Here is a 15891-nt window from a genome sequence, read left to right as displayed (position 1 = left end):
CAGGCATACCATGCACGACATCATACTTGAGGCAAAGCAGATCAGCAAGGAATTCCATGACCCGGTAACGGTGCAGGTGCTGACGGATATTAGCTTTTCGGTGCAGAAGGGCGAGTTTGTGTCGGTGATCGGTAAATCGGGGAGCGGCAAGTCCACGTTACTCTACATCCTCTCCACTATGGATACCGATTACCAGGGCAAGCTGCTGCTGGACCAGGAACTGATGACGGGCCGGAGTGACGTGGAACTGGCCCGCGTGCGCAACGAGAAGATCGGCTTTGTGTTCCAGTTCCATTACCTGCTCAACGAGTTTACAGTGCTGGAGAACGTGATGCTGCCCGGCATGAAACTGGCAAAGTATAGCGCGCAGGAAGTGGAGCACCGCGCCATGGAACGGCTGGGAATGCTGGGCATCGGGCACCTGGCAAAGAACAAGGCCTATAAGATTTCGGGTGGCGAGAAGCAGCGCGTGGCCATAGCCCGTGCCCTCATCAACGACCCGCTGATCCTGATGGGCGATGAACCGACCGGCAACCTGGATGTGCGCAACAGCGAGATCGTGTTTGAGATCTTCAAGGAACTGACGGAGGTGCACAACCAGACCCTGCTCATCGTTACCCACGACCAAAGCTTTGCCGAACGCAGCGGCCGCATCATCGAAATGGAGGATGGCAGGATCATCCGGAGTTAATCGGTAGAAATAAGCCTTATCCCCCCGTTTATACTTGCCTGCTTGTGGTGCGCTTATATGTTAGGCAGCTGTTCCCCACTCTTTTCCCCTACTTTCCGCACACCAGGTTTTCCATACTTTATAGCACTTTTTAAATATAGCGCTGTCTGATAAAAATGCCATTTTTGAAACTTTGGGGCTGCATACAAGTATCTACATATCCAAGCTATTGGAACCTGTATCTGCTTTGAAAGAAAGGTTTTAAGGCTGGAAGCGTACCTGAACCAAGATGAATGTAATGTAAACTGAAAACAAACTTATGCTGGCAATGAACTACCGGGGACCCAAGCGGGTCCGCATCGACCACAAACCCATACCCGAAATCCTGCATCCGGAAGATGCCATCGTTCGGGTAATCCGCTCCTGCATCTGCGGCTCTGACCTCCACCTCTACAACGGCAACGTGCCCGATACCCGCGTGGGCTCTACCTTCGGGCATGAGTTTGTGGGCATTGTGGAAGAGATCGGCGAGGATGTGCAGAAACTGAAAGTGGGCGATAAAGTCATCGTGCCCTTTAACATTTCCTGCGGCAGGTGCGCCTTCTGCAAGCAGGAACTCTACGGCAACTGCCACGAAGCTAACTCGCAGGCCACGGCGGTAGGAGCCATTTATGGTTACTCGCACACAGCCGGCGGCTACAATGGCGGCCAGGCCGAATACGTGCGCGTGCCTTATGCCGATGTGGGGCCAACCGTGCTGCCCGAAGGCATGGACTGGGATGATGCCGTTATGCTGACCGACGTGGTGCCGACCGGCTACCAGGCCGCCGAAATGGCGGGGATACAGAAAGGCGATACCGTGGTGGTTTTTGGGGCGGGCCCTATCGGGATTATGGCCGCCAAGTGCTCCTGGCTCTTCGGGGCTGGCCGCGTGATCGTGATCGACAAAGAAGAGTACCGGCTGGAGTTTGCGCGCAACTACTCGCAGTGCGAGGCCTATAACTTTGAGGAAATGGACGACCCGGTGGTGTTTATAAAGAAGACCACGGACTGGTTAGGCGCTGATGTCTGCATTGATGCCGTTGGGGCGGAGGCTGCCGGTAACGTGCTGCAAACCATCACCGGCCGTAAGTTGCTCTTGCAGGCAGGCTCGGCCACGGCGCTGCACTGGGCCATCAACTCAGTAAAGAAGGGCGGCATTGTCTCGATTGTGGGCGTGTACGGGCCTACCGATAACCTGGTGCCGATCGGCAACGTGCTGAACAAGGGCCTTACCATCCGGGCAAACCAGGCCTCTGTCAAGCGCCTGCTGCCGCGCCTGATCGATCACGTGCAGAAGGGCATCATCAACCCGAAACTGCTCATCACGCACCGCGTGCCGCTGGAGGAAGTGGCAGATGCCTACCGCATGTTCTCTGAGAAATTAGACAACTGCATTAAACCGGTTCTTATTCCACCATCAGCTAACATGTAAAACAAACTATCATGGAAGAACAAGCAAAAGACTATTCGCATATAAATGGCTGGGGGATAGACGCTGATCCGAAGAATGATCCCACTTACCCCATGAAGCACCGCACCAACGAGGAGCATAAAGGCTATACCTGGGAGCGGCCCCCGCAGCAGCCCATTACCATGGAGGTGCTGCACTCCATTGAGCGGCCTAACGTGTCAGCTGTGTTCGGCACGGCAATGCCGCCAAGCGGTCTGAGCGGCATGATTCGCCGGTTTGCCTTTAAGTACAGCGAGAACAGCTATCTGCACTGGCTCCCGCTCCTGGTGGCCGACCGCGTGAATGTGGTGGAAGGACTGATCGAGGATGTGGCCGGAGGCAAAGTGCCGAATATATTCTCGGAGAAAGGATACTCCGCCGACTGGGATCACAACCGCAGCGGCCTGGCCGTGCGCGCAGCCGTGGGGGCTGCCGTAGTGGGGGCTATCGTGTTGATGTGTGCAGGAGAGAAGAACAGGAAGAAGTGGTTCTATCAGTTGATGGACCGCTAAATCTCCCCAAGGTTGAATAGAGGAAAATCCACCAGGTGCCATAAGTCCTGGTGGATTTTCCTTTTATACTTCCTTCGTTACGCTTTTGATTTTGCAACTGCGCTGTCGCACGTAAGTACACCAGTCATTCGCTCATACAAGTATAAAACCCACGTTACGATTTCCAAATGCAAAGCAGGTATAAACCCACCCCTAGCCCCTCCGAGGGGGGGAATCACCTGCTCATTTCCAAAATTTCTCTCCACGAACAGGAAAGTTAATCGTAACTTGAAGTATAAAGTATACTTACTATTATAAAGTATAAAACTACTGACAGGATTTTATTACTAAACAAGAAGCTTCTTTGATTCAGAATACCAGTCAGGCCATACTTCAGCGTACGATGAAAGCCGCGTCTCATTAAACTCTCCCCGGAGGGTAGCGCGGAATCCTCTGTGGCATTAGGTAGCCAATGTGTACCTACAGCAGTGGTCTGAGCTAGTATATAAAACTATTATTTAAAAATTTCTTTAAATAAGAATATTTATAGCTCGAGTTGCGTATAGCAAATATTACAGCAATTTTTGAAGTCCGCCTCCCTGAAACCATGTAGTAAAAATCCCTCAAGCATTATGCTTCACCCCAGTGGCCGGTACACCCGCCCAAATGGCCATGCTGCTTCTGACTTTCCTAGTACTAAAGCCATGTAGCCTTTGACTTGGGCAGCTGTGCTATAGGGTGCGTTTGTGTGCTCAATCTTTCCTCACATCTTAATTTATGGATTATGGTTACAAGAAAAAACTATCTGAAACCTGTACTAATTGCTTTCTTCTGCTCCTGTCCCTTTCTGTTTATAAGCTGCGACCCTAGCGTGTCCGATGACCCTGCACCACTTGCTACAGTGGATGAGCAGGCCCTGCGCCCGGACCTTCCAGACAATGCGCAGCAGATGAGGCTGCTGGCGGAGATACGCCGGGCCACGGCACGCTACCATCGGGTAGAGGCCGCCGAGGCTGACGGTTATGTATTGTCCAGCGAGTGTGTGGCTAGTCCGGCCGGCGGAATGGGGCACCATTTCGTGAAGGGCCCGCTGGTAGACGGTGTGGTGGAGCCTACCATGCCCGAGGCACTTGTGTATGAGCCCCAGTCCAATGGGCGCCTGCGGCTGGTGGCGGTGGAGTACATTGTGGTAGCCGCCGCCTGGGATGCCACACACGACTCGCCACCGATGCTGGGCAGCGTCGTGTTTGACGATCATCGTCCGGAAGGCTCCGGAGGTCCTCCTTTCCCACATTATCAGCTCCACGCATGGATCTGGAAGCACAACCCAGCTGGCATGCACGCGCCGTTTAACCCGAACGTAAACTGCGCCTACGCACTGGATTTTCCGCCTGCCCCTGCCGAGTGATAAGTGCTGCAACGTACGAACCCGAGCCTATTCCATACTTTTGGAACTGGCTCGGGTTCATACGTTACAAGCCCTGCTTTGCTGTGCCGGATCGCTGGAATCCAAAGGGTATACTTTTGCCGCCAGGCGCACTGACAGAAGTATACTTATACTTTACCTACTTGCTTTGTCCTTCACTAAAGGCAAGTACAGCCCTGGCCTTCGTTCAGCAGAGACGAGGGCTATACTTCATACTTCAGACCTATGCTACCGCACCTTACTGGGCCAGGTAGGCGCCATCTACAGCATAGTAAGCGCCTGTTACGAACGAGGCCTTGGCAGAGCTCAGCCAGATCACCAGTTCCGCTACCTCCTCTGCCTCACCCAGACGGCCGATGGGGTGCTTGCTTTTCAGCATCTGCAGGGCCTCTTCGCCCATACTGGCAAGCAATGGAGTGTTTATAAAGGCCGGCCCCACCGCATTCACGCGTATGCCCTGGGCAGAGTACTCCAGTGCCCCGCTTTTGGTAAGCCCCACTACGCCGTGCTTGGCTGCCACGTAGCCCGCCGATGTGGCAAAGCCCACCTGCCCCAGGATAGACGAGTTGTTTACGATGGCACCGCCGCCGTTTTGCAGCATCTGCCGGATCTGGTAATGCATGCAGTAGAACACGCTGCTTAGGTTCACGGCCACCACTTTGTTCCAGCCCGCTATGCTCATGTCGCCTACAGGGTTTGCCTCTCCGCCGATACCGGCGTTGTTAAAGGCAACATCCAGGCGGCCAAACGCGGCCACGGCCTGCTTCACTACCTGCTCGCAATCTTCGGGTTTAGAGACGTCTGTCTTCACGAAAATGGCCTCGCCACCGCCGGCCTTTATCTTGTCCACCACCTGGCCGCCCTTGTCTTCGGCTATGTCCGAGACCACCACGCGGGCTCCCTCGCGTGCGTACTGCAGGGCAGTTGCCATGCCAATACCCGACGAGGCCCCGGTTACGAGGGCTACTTTTCCTGTAAATTGCTTTTGTGTATCTTCCTTCATGGTTTCCTCCCGCTATGGTATGAATGATTTGCTATATTTCAATATTAGGAAGATAATTAGGTTTGCCTGATGATTCCGATCACTTTACAGGCTGCTGTATATCATTGCTTTAACCTCGTAAAACGCTTACTCAGTACCTAAGTATAGGTTGATGAAATACAGCGTGTTAAAGTAAAAAGTATAAATTAGGGGAGCTGTAGTTATGGTGTTTGGTTTCGGCAGCGCATCAGGCGTAATTATAAAAGTACAGTTCAGGCTCTGGTAAAGTATAAATCACTCTGACGATGAAGATCACACAGCAGCTCCTTAAGCCGATCAGTATTTACCCGCTGGTATACTTCCGGGTGTTGTTCGGGCTGCTGATGTTCTGCGAAGGGGTGGGGGCCGTGCTGATAGACTGGGTGCAGGAGCATTATGTGGAGCCTACCTATCATTTCGGTTATATCGGGCTGGAGTGGATAAAGCCGCTGCCCGGCTACGGCATGGTGTACGTGTACCTGCTGATGGCGCTGCTGGGCTTCCTGATGATGGTGGGCTGGCGCTACAAACTCTCCTCCTTCCTGTTTTTCCTGCTGTTCGGTTATGGCTTCTTCTCTGAAAAAACGCACTACCTCAACCACCACTACCTTATCTGGCTCATCAGCGGGCTGATGGTGCTGCTGCCGGCGCACCGGAAACTGTCGTGGGACGTGCGGCGGCGGCCGGAGCTGGAAAGCGAGGTGGCGCCACAATGGACGCTGTGGCTCTTCAGGGGGCAGCTGCTGCTGGTATACTTCTACGCCGGCGTGGCCAAGTTGCAGCCCGACTGGCTGGCAGCCAAGTCCATGAGTATCTGGCTGGCGGCCAAAACCCACTTCTTCGTGATCGGGCCGTACCTGAACACACCTGCCATGATTCAGCTGGTGGTGTGGGGCGGCGTGGTGTTCGATCTCCTGATCGGGTTTGCGCTGCTCTGGCCCCGTACGCGCATAGCGGCCTTCTGGGTGGCCTTTGCCTTTCACATCTTCAACTCGGCGGTGTTCCATGTGGGGGTGTTCCCATACTTTATGATAGCGGCCAACGTGCTGTTTTTCAGTCCGGAGCAGATCGCGCGGTGGTTTTTCAGAAAGGACATTGACCCGAAGGCGCTGGCGCAGCAGTTCCTGAAACAGCCCGGGTGGCAGCAGCAACTGGGGGTGCGCTTCTTTATACTTTACCTGGGCTGGCAACTGCTCTTCCCGCTGCGTCACTTCTTCGTGCCCGGCGACGTGAACTGGACCGAGGAGGGCCATCGGTACTCCTGGCGCATGATGCTGCGTACCAAGCGCGGCGCGGTGTACTACATCGTAAAAGACGCGGCCACGCAGCGGCAGGAAACCGTCTTCCCGAAACAATACCTGGTAAAAGAGCAGCTGAAAGAGCTTCCCAAGCACCCCGACATGATTTGGCAGTTCGCGCAGTTCCTGAAAGAGGAGTACAAACGGAAGGGCATGCAGGAGCCAGAAGTATACGCCATTTCCAACCTCAGCCTCAACGGCTATCCGCGCCACCCCCTCGTTGACCCCAGCGTGAACCTGGCCGCCGTGCCGTATACCTGGGGTGCCAAAAGTTGGGTAACGCCCCGCCCCGAGGCCGATGGCTGGCCCTGGCAAAAGCGCACGACGGCAGGGGCAGAGCATCAGTAGTAGACCTTTAGCGGTGATTTATACTTGTAGCTGTTTAAAATTATCTTTTTAAAGTATAACTAAATGATTCTCAGGGGGTATAAAGTATAATATACTTGCGCGATGCTTCATCCGGCGCAGCAGCAAATCAGATTGTTATACTTTAAAACCTACAACTATGAAAACCCTAAAATGCCGCGACGTTGGCTTTGATTGCAATGCCGAAGTGCGCGCCAGCACCGAGCAGGAAGTACTGACCCAAGCCAGCAAACACGCCCGCGAGGCGCATGGCGTAGACGTAACACCGCAGATGGCCGAGCAGATCAAGACTAAAATAAAAGAGGATGGGGTGAGGTAAAGGCTGCCAGGTATAAAACCAACATGAGTGGGGAAGGGTCTGACGATTTATAATCCTCAATCCCACTCGCCTGGATCATCTTCCTCCTCCTCGAAATACGCTTCGTCCAGTTCATCGGCCCACGCTGTTGCTTCATTCGCATCCCCTTCATCCGCTACGCCAGATAAGCCGGCATCAGCCAGTAGCCTGTCTACCAGTTCCTGCTGTTGCTCCTCATAGATCAGCTCGCCGCGCTGCAGAAAGCGGTTGGCATCGAGCAGCACCTCGTAGATCGGCGTGTGGATGTGCTTCGGGATCCTGAACAAGCGCGGGTCCTGCTTATCAAAAGGGGTGGCCACTTTGGAACTGTACAAGTATGGAATGAGCGTTTTGGAGCAGCTGATGGCGATGCGGTGTACTTCGTGCGCCTTGAAATACGCCTGCAGCCGCTCATTTATGTTCTCGAAGAACTCCATCGTTTCGCCCAGCCGCACCCGGGAACCCGCCCGCGACTTGCCTTTGGTTTTAAGGTACTTGATCTGGCTCTTGCCCTGCTTTTTGCGCACCATGTAAGACCGGAACACCTTGTGGTTCAGGCAGCGGCCGTTTTCAAAGTAGCCCAGCGCACAGTTCCCCGACTGGATCAGCAGGATCACATAGTGTATGCTTTCAGTTGCCTGCGTGGCGTACGGAAAAGGGAGCGTTAAGGGCAGACGGAAGTATAACGGCTCCTGTCCGGCCTCGTTCAGCAGCGTGAGCCGGTGCTTTTCCGGGTCATACTCCGTCCTGATGTCAGCCTTCCGGATAGTGCGGAGCAGTTTGGACGACGGCTCCTGGGGTAAAAAACGGTTCATGGGCATTGCGGGCTAAAGCTGGGGTTTTTACAGGGAGAAAGCAAAAAATGCAACAGGAGGCCCAATTCATACTTTACTCTGTCTTCAGTTGCCGCATGCTTTCCTGGTTTACCTTAATGATGCCCCTGTTGGGCCTGTCCAGGTCTATGATGATGAAGACGACGAGCGAGATCAGGAACGACATCATGGCCGAAGGTATAAAAGTGCGCTTCCGGCCCAGGCCGCTGGCGTAGCCCATCAGCGCCCCCGATGCGATGAACACGATAAAGAGCATGAACAGGATCACCTCGGGCACATGCAGCTGCAGCCGGGCGTTGCGCTCCCCGTAGGCACTAATCATCGTGTTGAGCGCGCTGAGGAAGTACCCTGTGGTGACGGGGCGCGGATCGAGGCGCGCTGCGTTTACGGCGTTCATCCAGATCTCGCGTTGCAGGTTTTTCGTCTCCTTAGTCAGCGCCTTTTGCTCCGTCACGTTAGCGTAATCGGTGTTGCTCAGGGCCAGCCGGAGGTCTACGTATTGCTGCAGTTGCCTGTGCGTAAGCGAGTCGAAGGGTTGTGGCAGCAGCCTGGTGTGCATCAGCGCGGTGCTGATGGCGTTGGCCTCCTGGATTACGGCCTCGCTGCGGCCGTTGTACCTTTGCAGCGACATGTTAAACGTAAAGCCGAGTATGAGCGCCAGCAAGCCGAGCATACCGGCCTGGATGGTGTTGGTGTGCGCCTTTACATCCACATCCGTTTTGCCCTGGTGGTACTTCCCCAACCGGTATCCGCCCTCCTCTGCCACCAGGATCAGCACAAAAAGAATTGCTACTATAAGGATACTGTTCTGGTCATACATAATTTCTTTTGCCATACTTGTTACACCATGGAAGAACACTGCCAACGCTTTTCGCTAGGCTGTATACGCTTGTGAAAGTATAAATGCGATAGGAGGGGAGACTTTGTTGCTGCAGGCTAAGCGCCGTAGCGCGTGAGGCCGCGAGCAATACCTGGCGGTGCGGCCGGGTTGCTACAGAGGTTACCCTCTCAGGTATACCCGGAAGGTGGACCCGGTACCCGCCTTGGTTTCCACCTCAATGTGGCCTCCGGCATTCTCCACTATCTTCTTTACCATGTATAGCCCGATGCCGGCCCCCTCCACGTGGTCGTGCAGGCGCCCGAACATGGTGAAGAGCTTTTCCCGGCCCAGCCTGTTCATGCCCAGTCCATTATCCCGCACGGTCAGGACCGCATAATCCTCTTTCCGGTCGCAGGAGATATGCACCTCCGAGCGACGGTCGGGGGAGTTGTATTTGATGGCGTTGGAGAGCAGGTTGTAGATGATAGAGCGCAGGTTCTTCTGCGAGAACTGAACCGTAGTGCAGTTCCCGACAGCCACCGACAGCCTTGTGCCGGTGGCTTCCAGCTGGGGCAAAAGATCGAGCCGCACATCGCTGATCACCTCGGCCAGGTCAACCTCCTCGGTTTTGGGGTTGTTCTCCTTCTGCAGCTTAATGACCTCGGTCAGGTGCTCAATGGTGCGCTTAAAGCGCTGCACAGAGCCTTCGATCATACTTTTAACCTGCTTCACTTCGGCGGTGGCCATAACCTCCGCTGGCAGGAATTCCAGCACGATCTCGATTAGTCGCTCAATGTTATAGATGGGGGCCTTCAGGTCGTGGGAGGCCGTGTAGATAAAGTTGTCCAGATCGACGTTGGTGCGGACAAGCTGCGCGTTGGTAAGTATGAGTTCCTCGTTCGTGGCCTCAAGCTTCTCGGAGAGGGTCCGGGCCTCTTTCCCCCGCTGTTCTACCTGCAGGCGGGCCAGCGTCTGCTCTGTCACGTCGCTCACCAGGGTATAAAAGCCCGCCACTTTCCCGTTCCGCACATCAGGCACGTAGCTGGTCTTGATATACTTCACGAAATCCTCGCGGTAGGGCATTTTGCTTTCAAAGTCGAGGCGCTCACCGGCAAGGGCCCGGTTGATGTAGTGCTTCACGCCGGCGTAAGCTTTATCGCCTATCACTTCGCGCACAGGCCTCCCCAGCAGCGCTTCGGGCTTCATCGAAAACCACGCCTCGTAGGCCTTGTTGGCGAAGCGGTATTTCTCCTCATGGTCCAGGTAACCGATGAGCACCGGCAGGGCATCGGTAATAAGCTGTAGGCGTTCGACGCTTTGCTCCACCGCCTTCCGGGCCTCCACCTGCGCGGTTACCTCCAGCGCAAACACCACCACACCATCTACCTGCCCCTGCTCGTTGAACCGTGCCTGCTGGATGTACCTGAAGTACCTGTCTTCCTGTATGCCGTCTTCAGGGCTGATGAAAGGAATGAGCAACTCCATTTCCTCATGGGTAATGCCGGTATCAAACGTTTCGCGGAACGTGCGGTATACCTTGTTGTTTCTTATCTCCGGCAAGGCCTCCACTATCGGCTTGCCCAAAAGCTGCCGGCCCGGGAAAAGCCGGGCATAGCTGGGGTTCACCAGTTCGTAAACCAGGCTTTCTCCACTCAGGATGCAGATCGGGGCCGGGGCTTCCATAAGTAGCTGCTGCAGGCGGTTGCGCTGCGCCTCTGTTTCGGCTTTGGCCTGCTGCAGCTCCCTGATCCTGTCGGCCACCCGCTGCTCAAGCTCCTGTTCCTTCACCTCCTGCCGCGCCGCTACCTGGGCTGCACCTTTCCCTTCCCGTGTCCCGTTGGTTTCCTGTGCTGTGGCGTCTTCCACCCGCAGGATAAGGTAGTGTACTTCTCCCGATGCGGTCAGTACAGGCGTGGCAAGGGCATTCCGGTTTTTTCCCGTAAAAGCAGTCGACGTGATGGACTCTTTCGCGTCGTTCCGTGTCAGTGCTATGCGCTGTGCCTGCATGTGCTCCAGCACCCACTCCAGCGATTGGCGGAGCCTGGCAGTACTTCCGGGCTCCGGCAGGTCCGGGTTGTCGGGAAATACTTCGAAGAGGTTCTTTCCTTGTATGTCGGCAAGCTGGCGCATCGCGACCTGCAAGTATGGCTTACTGGCTGTCAGGATGGTGAAGTCGGGGGAGAGAAGCAGGTATGGATCTGGAAGGGCCTCGAAAGCTTGAAGTATCTCCGGGTGCAGGCAAACGGCTTTGGGCATAGTTTTTTTGTTCAGTCGGGAAAATTCCCTTGTGGGAGGCCATGCGTTTCATCAGGGAAGAAGGGTGCCTCAGCTTCCAGCCGGTGCTATAGAACGTATGGTAGAGAGGTAGGTTTTGCAGGCGCAGAAACCTCAACCTGCAACAAGGTAGCGTTTAAAGCGGAGACTTACAACTGGCGGGGGAGTCTTATACTTTAGCAGGATATTATACAGACGCACACCTGCAGGCGCAGCATAGCAGCGCCGCTGCTTCCGCTTCAGACTAGCGCAGCAGCAATATCTCTTCTTCAATTGCCGGGCTCAGCACCGTGATCAGGTGCTCGGCAAAGGCGGCGTTCTCTATCTGTTTCACATCCATCAGCGCTGCCAGGCCAATAGGCTCGTTTTCCTCCGACAGCAGGATGCTGCCCAGGTAGCTTTCTATCTGCAGGTCCTGCAGTTCCTTATCCTCCGGAAAGGAAGGGGCCACATCAAAGGGGTGGTAACAGAAGCGGTGGGCAAGGGCTACCTCGCAGGGAGTGCCCTTTAGCGGGTAGGTGTAGTTATCCAGCAGTTTTTTATCCTCCATGAACACAAGGGTATGGATATGCTCCCGGTCTTCTGAGAGCTGCCCGATGAGGATATATTTTGCGCCAGTGTGTTCCGAGATGAAAGAAGCTATCTCCGAAAGATATGCATTGTGCCTTCCCTGCAAGGTCAGTGCCAGGGCCGCCTCCAGCACACGCTCCTCCTTTTCCCCCGGCTCGTATTGCCAGTATTGTATCTTTCTGTACTCCATCAGGTTGTTTATGGAAAAAAACAGTTCAAAAGTATGAATCGTTTCCTTAAAATTTAAATTTTTCGTGTATAGCGTGGTGTTTTAAGGGTCGAAGTATGAATCCTGCCTGTAAGGGGTAGCGCCCGCTCCTTAGTTCGGTTTCCGGCGCATAGTCCGGGCAGACTCTCCGGAAATACTTTCCGCTAAAACCTTTTCCAGTGGTGCAACCCCGCAAGCGCCGCAAAGTATAACTTCTCTCCGTCTTTATATTTATACTTCCTGATATAGCGTTTTAAGCAAGTATAAGATGGCAATCCAGTGCTTAATTTTTTAAGTTGCCCGGGCAGCCGGCTGCTTTGGGCCACGCATACGTTATAAACCGGGGATGTCCCACGTACGAGTTGTTTCCGTAGGAGGCTATGGAGGGCCACCCCACGGCCGGGCGCAAAACTAACAGGCATATACGCAAACATGAGGGTTACATTGCTGCTACTGCTACTGCTGTGCTCCTGCGCCACCCAGCGCCAGGCCGAGAAGTTCTTTGAGGAGAACCCGGACAAGCTGGCGGAATATGTGGCGAAAAAGGAAGCCCGCACTCCTGACAACGGCGGCGCCTACGCAGCAGGGAGTTTCCCACCGAGGTTCTATCCCCCCGCCATACCTGCCCGGCAGCGGCTGCAGGCGGGCAGGCTGGTCCCGAGTCCGATGCTGGTTTCACGGCCCGAAGCCGTCTTTGCCCCCCGCTACAGCAGCTGCCCCGAGTGCCCTGGCACCGCTGCTACAAACATCGTTTACCTGCCCGATACCCTGCAACTGGACTCCCTGAACCGGGAACTGAAGATAGAGCGTCTGGCCAACACAGCCATCAGGCAGAAGCTGAAGGACACCGAGGCCGACCGGGATTATTGGCAGGAGCTGAACCGCAAGAAACGCTGGGCACTGATCGCCATGGCCGTTTTCGCTATGCTGTACATCCTGTTTAAAGTGCTGGCCTGGCGTGTGCGGGAAACGGAGGAGTAGGAGTGCCCTTGCCGGAAACCTGCCGGAAAGGGCACGGCCTTCATTTATGCCTTAGCTTAAAGTATAGGTTGCTTTGTGGGAACCGGAAAGGGCAGCAAGTATAAAACCCGCGTTGCGAATTACTCATGCAGTGCAGGGGTGGGATGATCGCAACCTGAGATATTAAAGTAAACCGCCTGGCCCCTGTGTCGTTAATAGGAAGAGTAAATATTTAACGAACCTATTTTACAACTATGGACAGACGAGAAAGAGATCGCTACGAAAACAACAACTACGGCCCGGATTACAGTGGGTACGAGGGCTACGGAAATGATTCCCACTACCACAGCGCCAGAAACCTGACAGATGAGTTTGAGCGCCACTACCGGGGCGATGACTACGGGCGCACCAGCCCTACCCGAAGCTACCATGAGGGCGATATGGGGGATGCGTATGAGCGGCGCAGGAGAGACGACGACAGCTTTAGAGGCAACTCCGGTTATCAGCGCACCGACTGGAGCCAGAACAGAAGCTACCCGCAAAGTATGAGCCGCGACCGCGACAGGTTCAGTAACTACCAGGATGACTACAGAAGCTACGAAGACAGGAACAGCGGCAGCCGCGATAACGACCGTAACCTGCGCCAGGGCTACGGCATCTCCAGCTACGAGGGCACCTCAGACAGGTACAACACCCTGGGCAGCTCCCGGAGCAGGGGAGGTTCAGGCGATGACCAGTCCTACTACTCGGGTAGGGGAGATAGGTACAGCAGCGCTCGCTTCGGCGGTGGCATGGGCGATTCCTCCATCCACTCAGACCGTGGCATACCAAACTATAATACGCGCAGCTTCTCCGATAACTACGGCACCGGCATGGGCAGCTCTTATGGCGGCAGCAACTACGGTGGCGGCACCGGCTACTCGGGCGGTCATCGGGGAGGCTCGTTTGGCCAGGGCACGTACGGAAGCTCTTCGGGAAACTATGGCGGCTCCAGCTCGATGGGCGGCGGCAGCTATGGCGGCCGGAGCAACAGCGGCCGGGGAGAGACCTCGCATAACTCCGACAGAGGTACGAGAGAGTTAGGCGGGTTTTAACCTTGCGTGATCAGAGTACCAGCAAAGCAGCCACTGCCTTCAGGCAGTGGCTGCTTTGTTTATAAAGCCCTTGGACTTTAGCTGTACAAGATTACACTTCCAGGCGTCTTTGTTGCGTCGCTTAGCTTAAATGGAAATACCTCATGGCAGGTTTTTCCTGAACAATCCTACAGTGCAAAAGTATAAGTACTATAAAATTCCGGGGTTGATGCATTATGTTAGGTAGCGTGAACTGCCGCAGGCTGTGCGGGATGCTATTAGCCAGCAGTACGCCGGCCGCACCATAGAGGAAGCGAAGACGGTGGAGAAGGACGGCAAAACCATGTATAAGACCAAGCTGGATGGCGACGGAGAAGTCCTGAAAGTTAACTTTAACGCAGACGGCACCGTGGTAAAGGAGAAAGACAAGGACAAAAAGAAGCACTAAAGTATAAACGCGATAAATAAAATGGCTGCCCGTACTCGGATCGCCCATCTATTTTATCTACCGGCCGTACGGGCGCACTTTTCCTAGATGCCTTCCTCTACCCATAGTTTACGGGCTACTCCAACGCCGTACAGGGTGCCCCGTCCGCCGCCCCGCAACAGGATGGCTACGTTTTGCCCCTGGTGCAGCTCACTTATGCTGATAGGCCCGCCATCCGGGCCAATTTTCTGGGCGGTTGGCGTTACCAGCACATAGGCCCGCTGGTAGCGCGAGTCTATGGACGGAGCAACCGCCTCTACCTCCAGGATAACCTGCCCTTCGGAGTACCGGCTCGAGATGACCCTTCCTCTGATATCCACCCGCTGCGGCGCCAGGCTTGTGCTTTCCGCCGCAGCCGAGCCAGCAGGTCCGCCGGGAGCGGAGGTAGCCTGGCAGCCACTTAACCACAGGGTTCCCAGAAAAGCCATTGCCATCAACCCGCGCCTTATGTGCTTCTTGTTCATATACTTACCTTTTATACCGTATTTAACGGTAGCACACCAGGGCAGGATATACTTATTTCATACTATGGGGGCAGCCAGGGCGGAACAGCAAGTATAAATAACGCGGAACAAAAAAAGCCCGGACAATAAGCCCGGGCTCAGAAAAAGTATAGCTACCTGTAGGGTTAGTTCTTCCGAACGAACTTCCAGACGTAAATGCCTTTTCGGGAAGTGGTTTTTTCCTGATCCGGCACTTCCTCGGGGAAGCCAGCCCAGTCCAACTCGTCTACCCAAACCATTTCAGTATCTGACATGGAGGTCACCACATAGTCATTCACCTCAGAGCCCTGCTTTAGTTGTATGTACGTGGAGTCATTTGGGTCCGGGAAGCTATAGGTCCATACATCCTCATCCCCGCTGCCGGGCAGGGTTACGGTCATCTTCTGACCATTGAAGTGAAAGTTCGCATTGCGTTCCGACGTATCGGCATACATCACTGTGCCCGCATCGGAGTAGTACGTTCTTTCCACGGAAGTATTGGTCCAGTCGCCGCGCATGTCGGCATCCAGTTCCGAAACGGCCGGGATGACTGCCTCGCTGTCATCGTCGTTGCAGGAGGTCAGGAACAGGGATAGGAATAGAGGTAATATTAACAGCTTTTTCATTAAAAGTACAATTAGGGTGAAATAAAGAAATTTTGAGGAAAGGTGTTTCGATAAGGGTTCTGTTAATACTTCTAATCTTTTTGCTACCATAGTACGTGCTCTTTTAATTTGGGTTTATTGGAATCTTTATAACGAAGTATAAACTAACCGGAAGTGGCTGATTCTTATAAAACTATGTTCTTGTAATAACGGAAGCATGCCTGCGACATCGGGGAGGATAGAAGCCGTGCCTGGAGGGGCTGTTACATTTTAAAGGACTTGTCCCCTAGAGGGCAGGGTGGTTTGATTCTAATAAGAAAGGCTATTTATACCCCTAATTGCCCTCGCTCGCCTCCGGCGCGTGTGAGCTATCTGGTGGCGTCCCGCCACTTGTGCCACAAGCCTGGTTTAAAGTGGCCGGAGGCCAAATTATTTCGCACACTCGCCGGAGGCGAGCGAGGGCAAATGTGTAAGGCAT

At 54.4% G+C, this 15891-nt stretch carries 16 protein-coding genes; 9 read left to right on the top strand and 7 right to left on the bottom strand.

Annotated elements, in window-relative coordinates:
• The first annotated feature begins 10 nt into the window (after window positions 1–10).
• The 4 genes from A3841_RS18705 to A3841_RS18690 all read left to right on the top strand — a co-directional run bounded on the left by A3841_RS18705 (window position 11) and on the right by A3841_RS18690 (window position 4061).
• Window positions 11–691, top strand: a complete 681-nt coding sequence (locus A3841_RS18705) for an ABC transporter ATP-binding protein (RefSeq protein ID WP_073854743.1) — start codon at window positions 11–13, stop codon at window positions 689–691.
• A gap of 298 nt (window positions 692–989) precedes the next feature.
• On the top strand, window positions 990–2144 hold the full coding sequence (locus A3841_RS18700) for a zinc-dependent alcohol dehydrogenase (protein ID WP_073854741.1): 1155 nt from the start codon (window positions 990–992) through the stop codon (window positions 2142–2144).
• 11 nt (window positions 2145–2155) lie between these two features.
• Window positions 2156–2674 carry a hypothetical protein gene (locus A3841_RS18695; RefSeq protein ID WP_073854739.1) on the top strand — a complete coding sequence of 173 codons (519 nt, stop codon included), beginning with the start codon at window positions 2156–2158 and terminating at the stop codon, window positions 2672–2674.
• 850 nt (window positions 2675–3524) lie between these two features.
• Window positions 3525–4061 (top strand): hypothetical protein, encoded by a 537-nt coding sequence (locus A3841_RS18690; protein ID WP_073854737.1) that lies wholly within the window; start codon window positions 3525–3527, stop codon window positions 4059–4061.
• 256 nt (window positions 4062–4317) lie between these two features.
• Here the strand turns inward: A3841_RS18690 and A3841_RS18685 are convergent, their stop codons facing one another.
• Entirely contained in the window at window positions 4318–5082 is a 765-nt protein-coding gene (locus A3841_RS18685; protein ID WP_073854735.1) for an SDR family NAD(P)-dependent oxidoreductase, read from the bottom strand.
• A 284-nt stretch (window positions 5083–5366) separates the two neighbouring features.
• Here A3841_RS18685 and A3841_RS18680 point away from each other — a divergent pair, with 284 nt between their 5' ends.
• Window positions 5367–6746: an HTTM domain-containing protein gene (locus A3841_RS18680; RefSeq protein WP_073854733.1), complete on the top strand. Its 1380-nt coding sequence runs from the start codon at window positions 5367–5369 to the stop codon at window positions 6744–6746.
• Window positions 6747–6903: 157 nt separating this feature from the next.
• Entirely contained in the window at window positions 6904–7083 is a 180-nt protein-coding gene (locus A3841_RS18675) for a DUF1059 domain-containing protein (RefSeq protein ID WP_073854731.1), read from the top strand.
• 56 nt (window positions 7084–7139) lie between these two features.
• On the opposite strand, the gene A3841_RS18670 is transcribed toward A3841_RS18675, so the two are convergent.
• The 4 genes from A3841_RS18670 to A3841_RS18655 all read right to left on the bottom strand — a co-directional run bounded on the left by A3841_RS18670 (window position 7140) and on the right by A3841_RS18655 (window position 11788).
• On the bottom strand, window positions 7140–7916 hold the full coding sequence (locus A3841_RS18670; RefSeq protein ID WP_073854991.1) for a hypothetical protein: 777 nt from the start codon (window positions 7914–7916) through the stop codon (window positions 7140–7142).
• Window positions 7917–7989: 73 nt separating this feature from the next.
• Window positions 7990–8769 (bottom strand): bestrophin-like domain, encoded by a 780-nt coding sequence (locus A3841_RS18665; RefSeq protein WP_073854989.1) that lies wholly within the window; start codon window positions 8767–8769, stop codon window positions 7990–7992.
• 165 nt (window positions 8770–8934) lie between these two features.
• On the bottom strand, window positions 8935–11010 hold the full coding sequence (locus A3841_RS18660) for a PAS domain-containing sensor histidine kinase (protein ID WP_073854729.1): 2076 nt from the start codon (window positions 11008–11010) through the stop codon (window positions 8935–8937).
• 262 nt (window positions 11011–11272) lie between these two features.
• Complete coding sequence (locus tag A3841_RS18655; RefSeq protein WP_073854727.1) at window positions 11273–11788, bottom strand: hypothetical protein; 516 nt, start codon at window positions 11786–11788, stop codon at window positions 11273–11275.
• Between the two features lie 450 nt (window positions 11789–12238).
• On the opposite strand from A3841_RS18655, the gene A3841_RS18650 reads away from it, so the two are divergent.
• From A3841_RS18650 to A3841_RS18640, 3 genes are all read left to right on the top strand, one after another.
• Window positions 12239–12787: a hypothetical protein gene (locus A3841_RS18650; RefSeq protein WP_139308015.1), complete on the top strand. Its 549-nt coding sequence runs from the start codon at window positions 12239–12241 to the stop codon at window positions 12785–12787.
• Between the two features lie 233 nt (window positions 12788–13020).
• Window positions 13021–13860, top strand: a complete 840-nt coding sequence (locus tag A3841_RS18645; protein WP_073854723.1) for a hypothetical protein — start codon at window positions 13021–13023, stop codon at window positions 13858–13860.
• A gap of 244 nt (window positions 13861–14104) precedes the next feature.
• Window positions 14105–14287: a hypothetical protein gene (locus A3841_RS18640; RefSeq protein WP_073854721.1), complete on the top strand. Its 183-nt coding sequence runs from the start codon at window positions 14105–14107 to the stop codon at window positions 14285–14287.
• Window positions 14288–14370: 83 nt separating this feature from the next.
• Here A3841_RS18640 and A3841_RS18635 read toward each other — a convergent pair whose 3' ends face one another.
• Both A3841_RS18635 and A3841_RS18630 read right to left on the bottom strand, forming a co-directional pair.
• On the bottom strand, window positions 14371–14790 hold the full coding sequence (locus A3841_RS18635) for a hypothetical protein (protein ID WP_073854719.1): 420 nt from the start codon (window positions 14788–14790) through the stop codon (window positions 14371–14373).
• A gap of 164 nt (window positions 14791–14954) precedes the next feature.
• Window positions 14955–15434: a hypothetical protein gene (locus A3841_RS18630; protein WP_073854717.1), complete on the bottom strand. Its 480-nt coding sequence runs from the start codon at window positions 15432–15434 to the stop codon at window positions 14955–14957.
• Window positions 15435–15891 lie beyond the last annotated feature (457 nt).

It is taken from the genome of Pontibacter flavimaris, from assembly GCF_001907195.1.
GTDB lineage: Bacteria > Bacteroidota > Bacteroidia > Cytophagales > Hymenobacteraceae > Pontibacter > Pontibacter flavimaris.
Note: the sequence above shows the minus strand (reverse complement) of the source record. Positions and strands in the feature narration are given on the sequence as shown.

What these genes read in the sequence shown, in the direction of transcription:
- A3841_RS18705 (WP_073854743.1), top strand. Translation starts at nt 11, where the DNA reads ATGCACGACATCATACTTGAGGCAAAGCAGATCAGCAAGGAATTCCAT.
- A3841_RS18700 (WP_073854741.1), top strand. Translation starts at nt 990, where the DNA reads ATGCTGGCAATGAACTACCGGGGACCCAAGCGGGTCCGCATCGACCAC.
- A3841_RS18695 (WP_073854739.1), top strand. Translation starts at nt 2,156, where the DNA reads ATGGAAGAACAAGCAAAAGACTATTCGCATATAAATGGCTGGGGGATA.
- A3841_RS18685 (WP_073854735.1), bottom strand. Translation starts at nt 5,082, where the DNA reads ATGAAGGAAGATACACAAAAGCAATTTACAGGAAAAGTAGCCCTCGTA.
- A3841_RS18680 (WP_073854733.1), top strand. Translation starts at nt 5,367, where the DNA reads ATGAAGATCACACAGCAGCTCCTTAAGCCGATCAGTATTTACCCGCTG.
- A3841_RS18675 (WP_073854731.1), top strand. Translation starts at nt 6,904, where the DNA reads ATGAAAACCCTAAAATGCCGCGACGTTGGCTTTGATTGCAATGCCGAA.
- A3841_RS18670 (WP_073854991.1), bottom strand. Translation starts at nt 7,916, where the DNA reads ATGAACCGTTTTTTACCCCAGGAGCCGTCGTCCAAACTGCTCCGCACT.
- A3841_RS18665 (WP_073854989.1), bottom strand. Translation starts at nt 8,769, where the DNA reads ATGGCAAAAGAAATTATGTATGACCAGAACAGTATCCTTATAGTAGCA.
- A3841_RS18660 (WP_073854729.1), bottom strand. Translation starts at nt 11,010, where the DNA reads ATGCCCAAAGCCGTTTGCCTGCACCCGGAGATACTTCAAGCTTTCGAG.
- A3841_RS18655 (WP_073854727.1), bottom strand. Translation starts at nt 11,788, where the DNA reads ATGGAGTACAGAAAGATACAATACTGGCAATACGAGCCGGGGGAAAAG.
- A3841_RS18650 (WP_139308015.1), top strand. Translation starts at nt 12,239, where the DNA reads ATGAGGGTTACATTGCTGCTACTGCTACTGCTGTGCTCCTGCGCCACC.
- A3841_RS18645 (WP_073854723.1), top strand. Translation starts at nt 13,021, where the DNA reads ATGGACAGACGAGAAAGAGATCGCTACGAAAACAACAACTACGGCCCG.
- A3841_RS18635 (WP_073854719.1), bottom strand. Translation starts at nt 14,790, where the DNA reads ATGAACAAGAAGCACATAAGGCGCGGGTTGATGGCAATGGCTTTTCTG.
- A3841_RS18630 (WP_073854717.1), bottom strand. Translation starts at nt 15,434, where the DNA reads ATGAAAAAGCTGTTAATATTACCTCTATTCCTATCCCTGTTCCTGACC.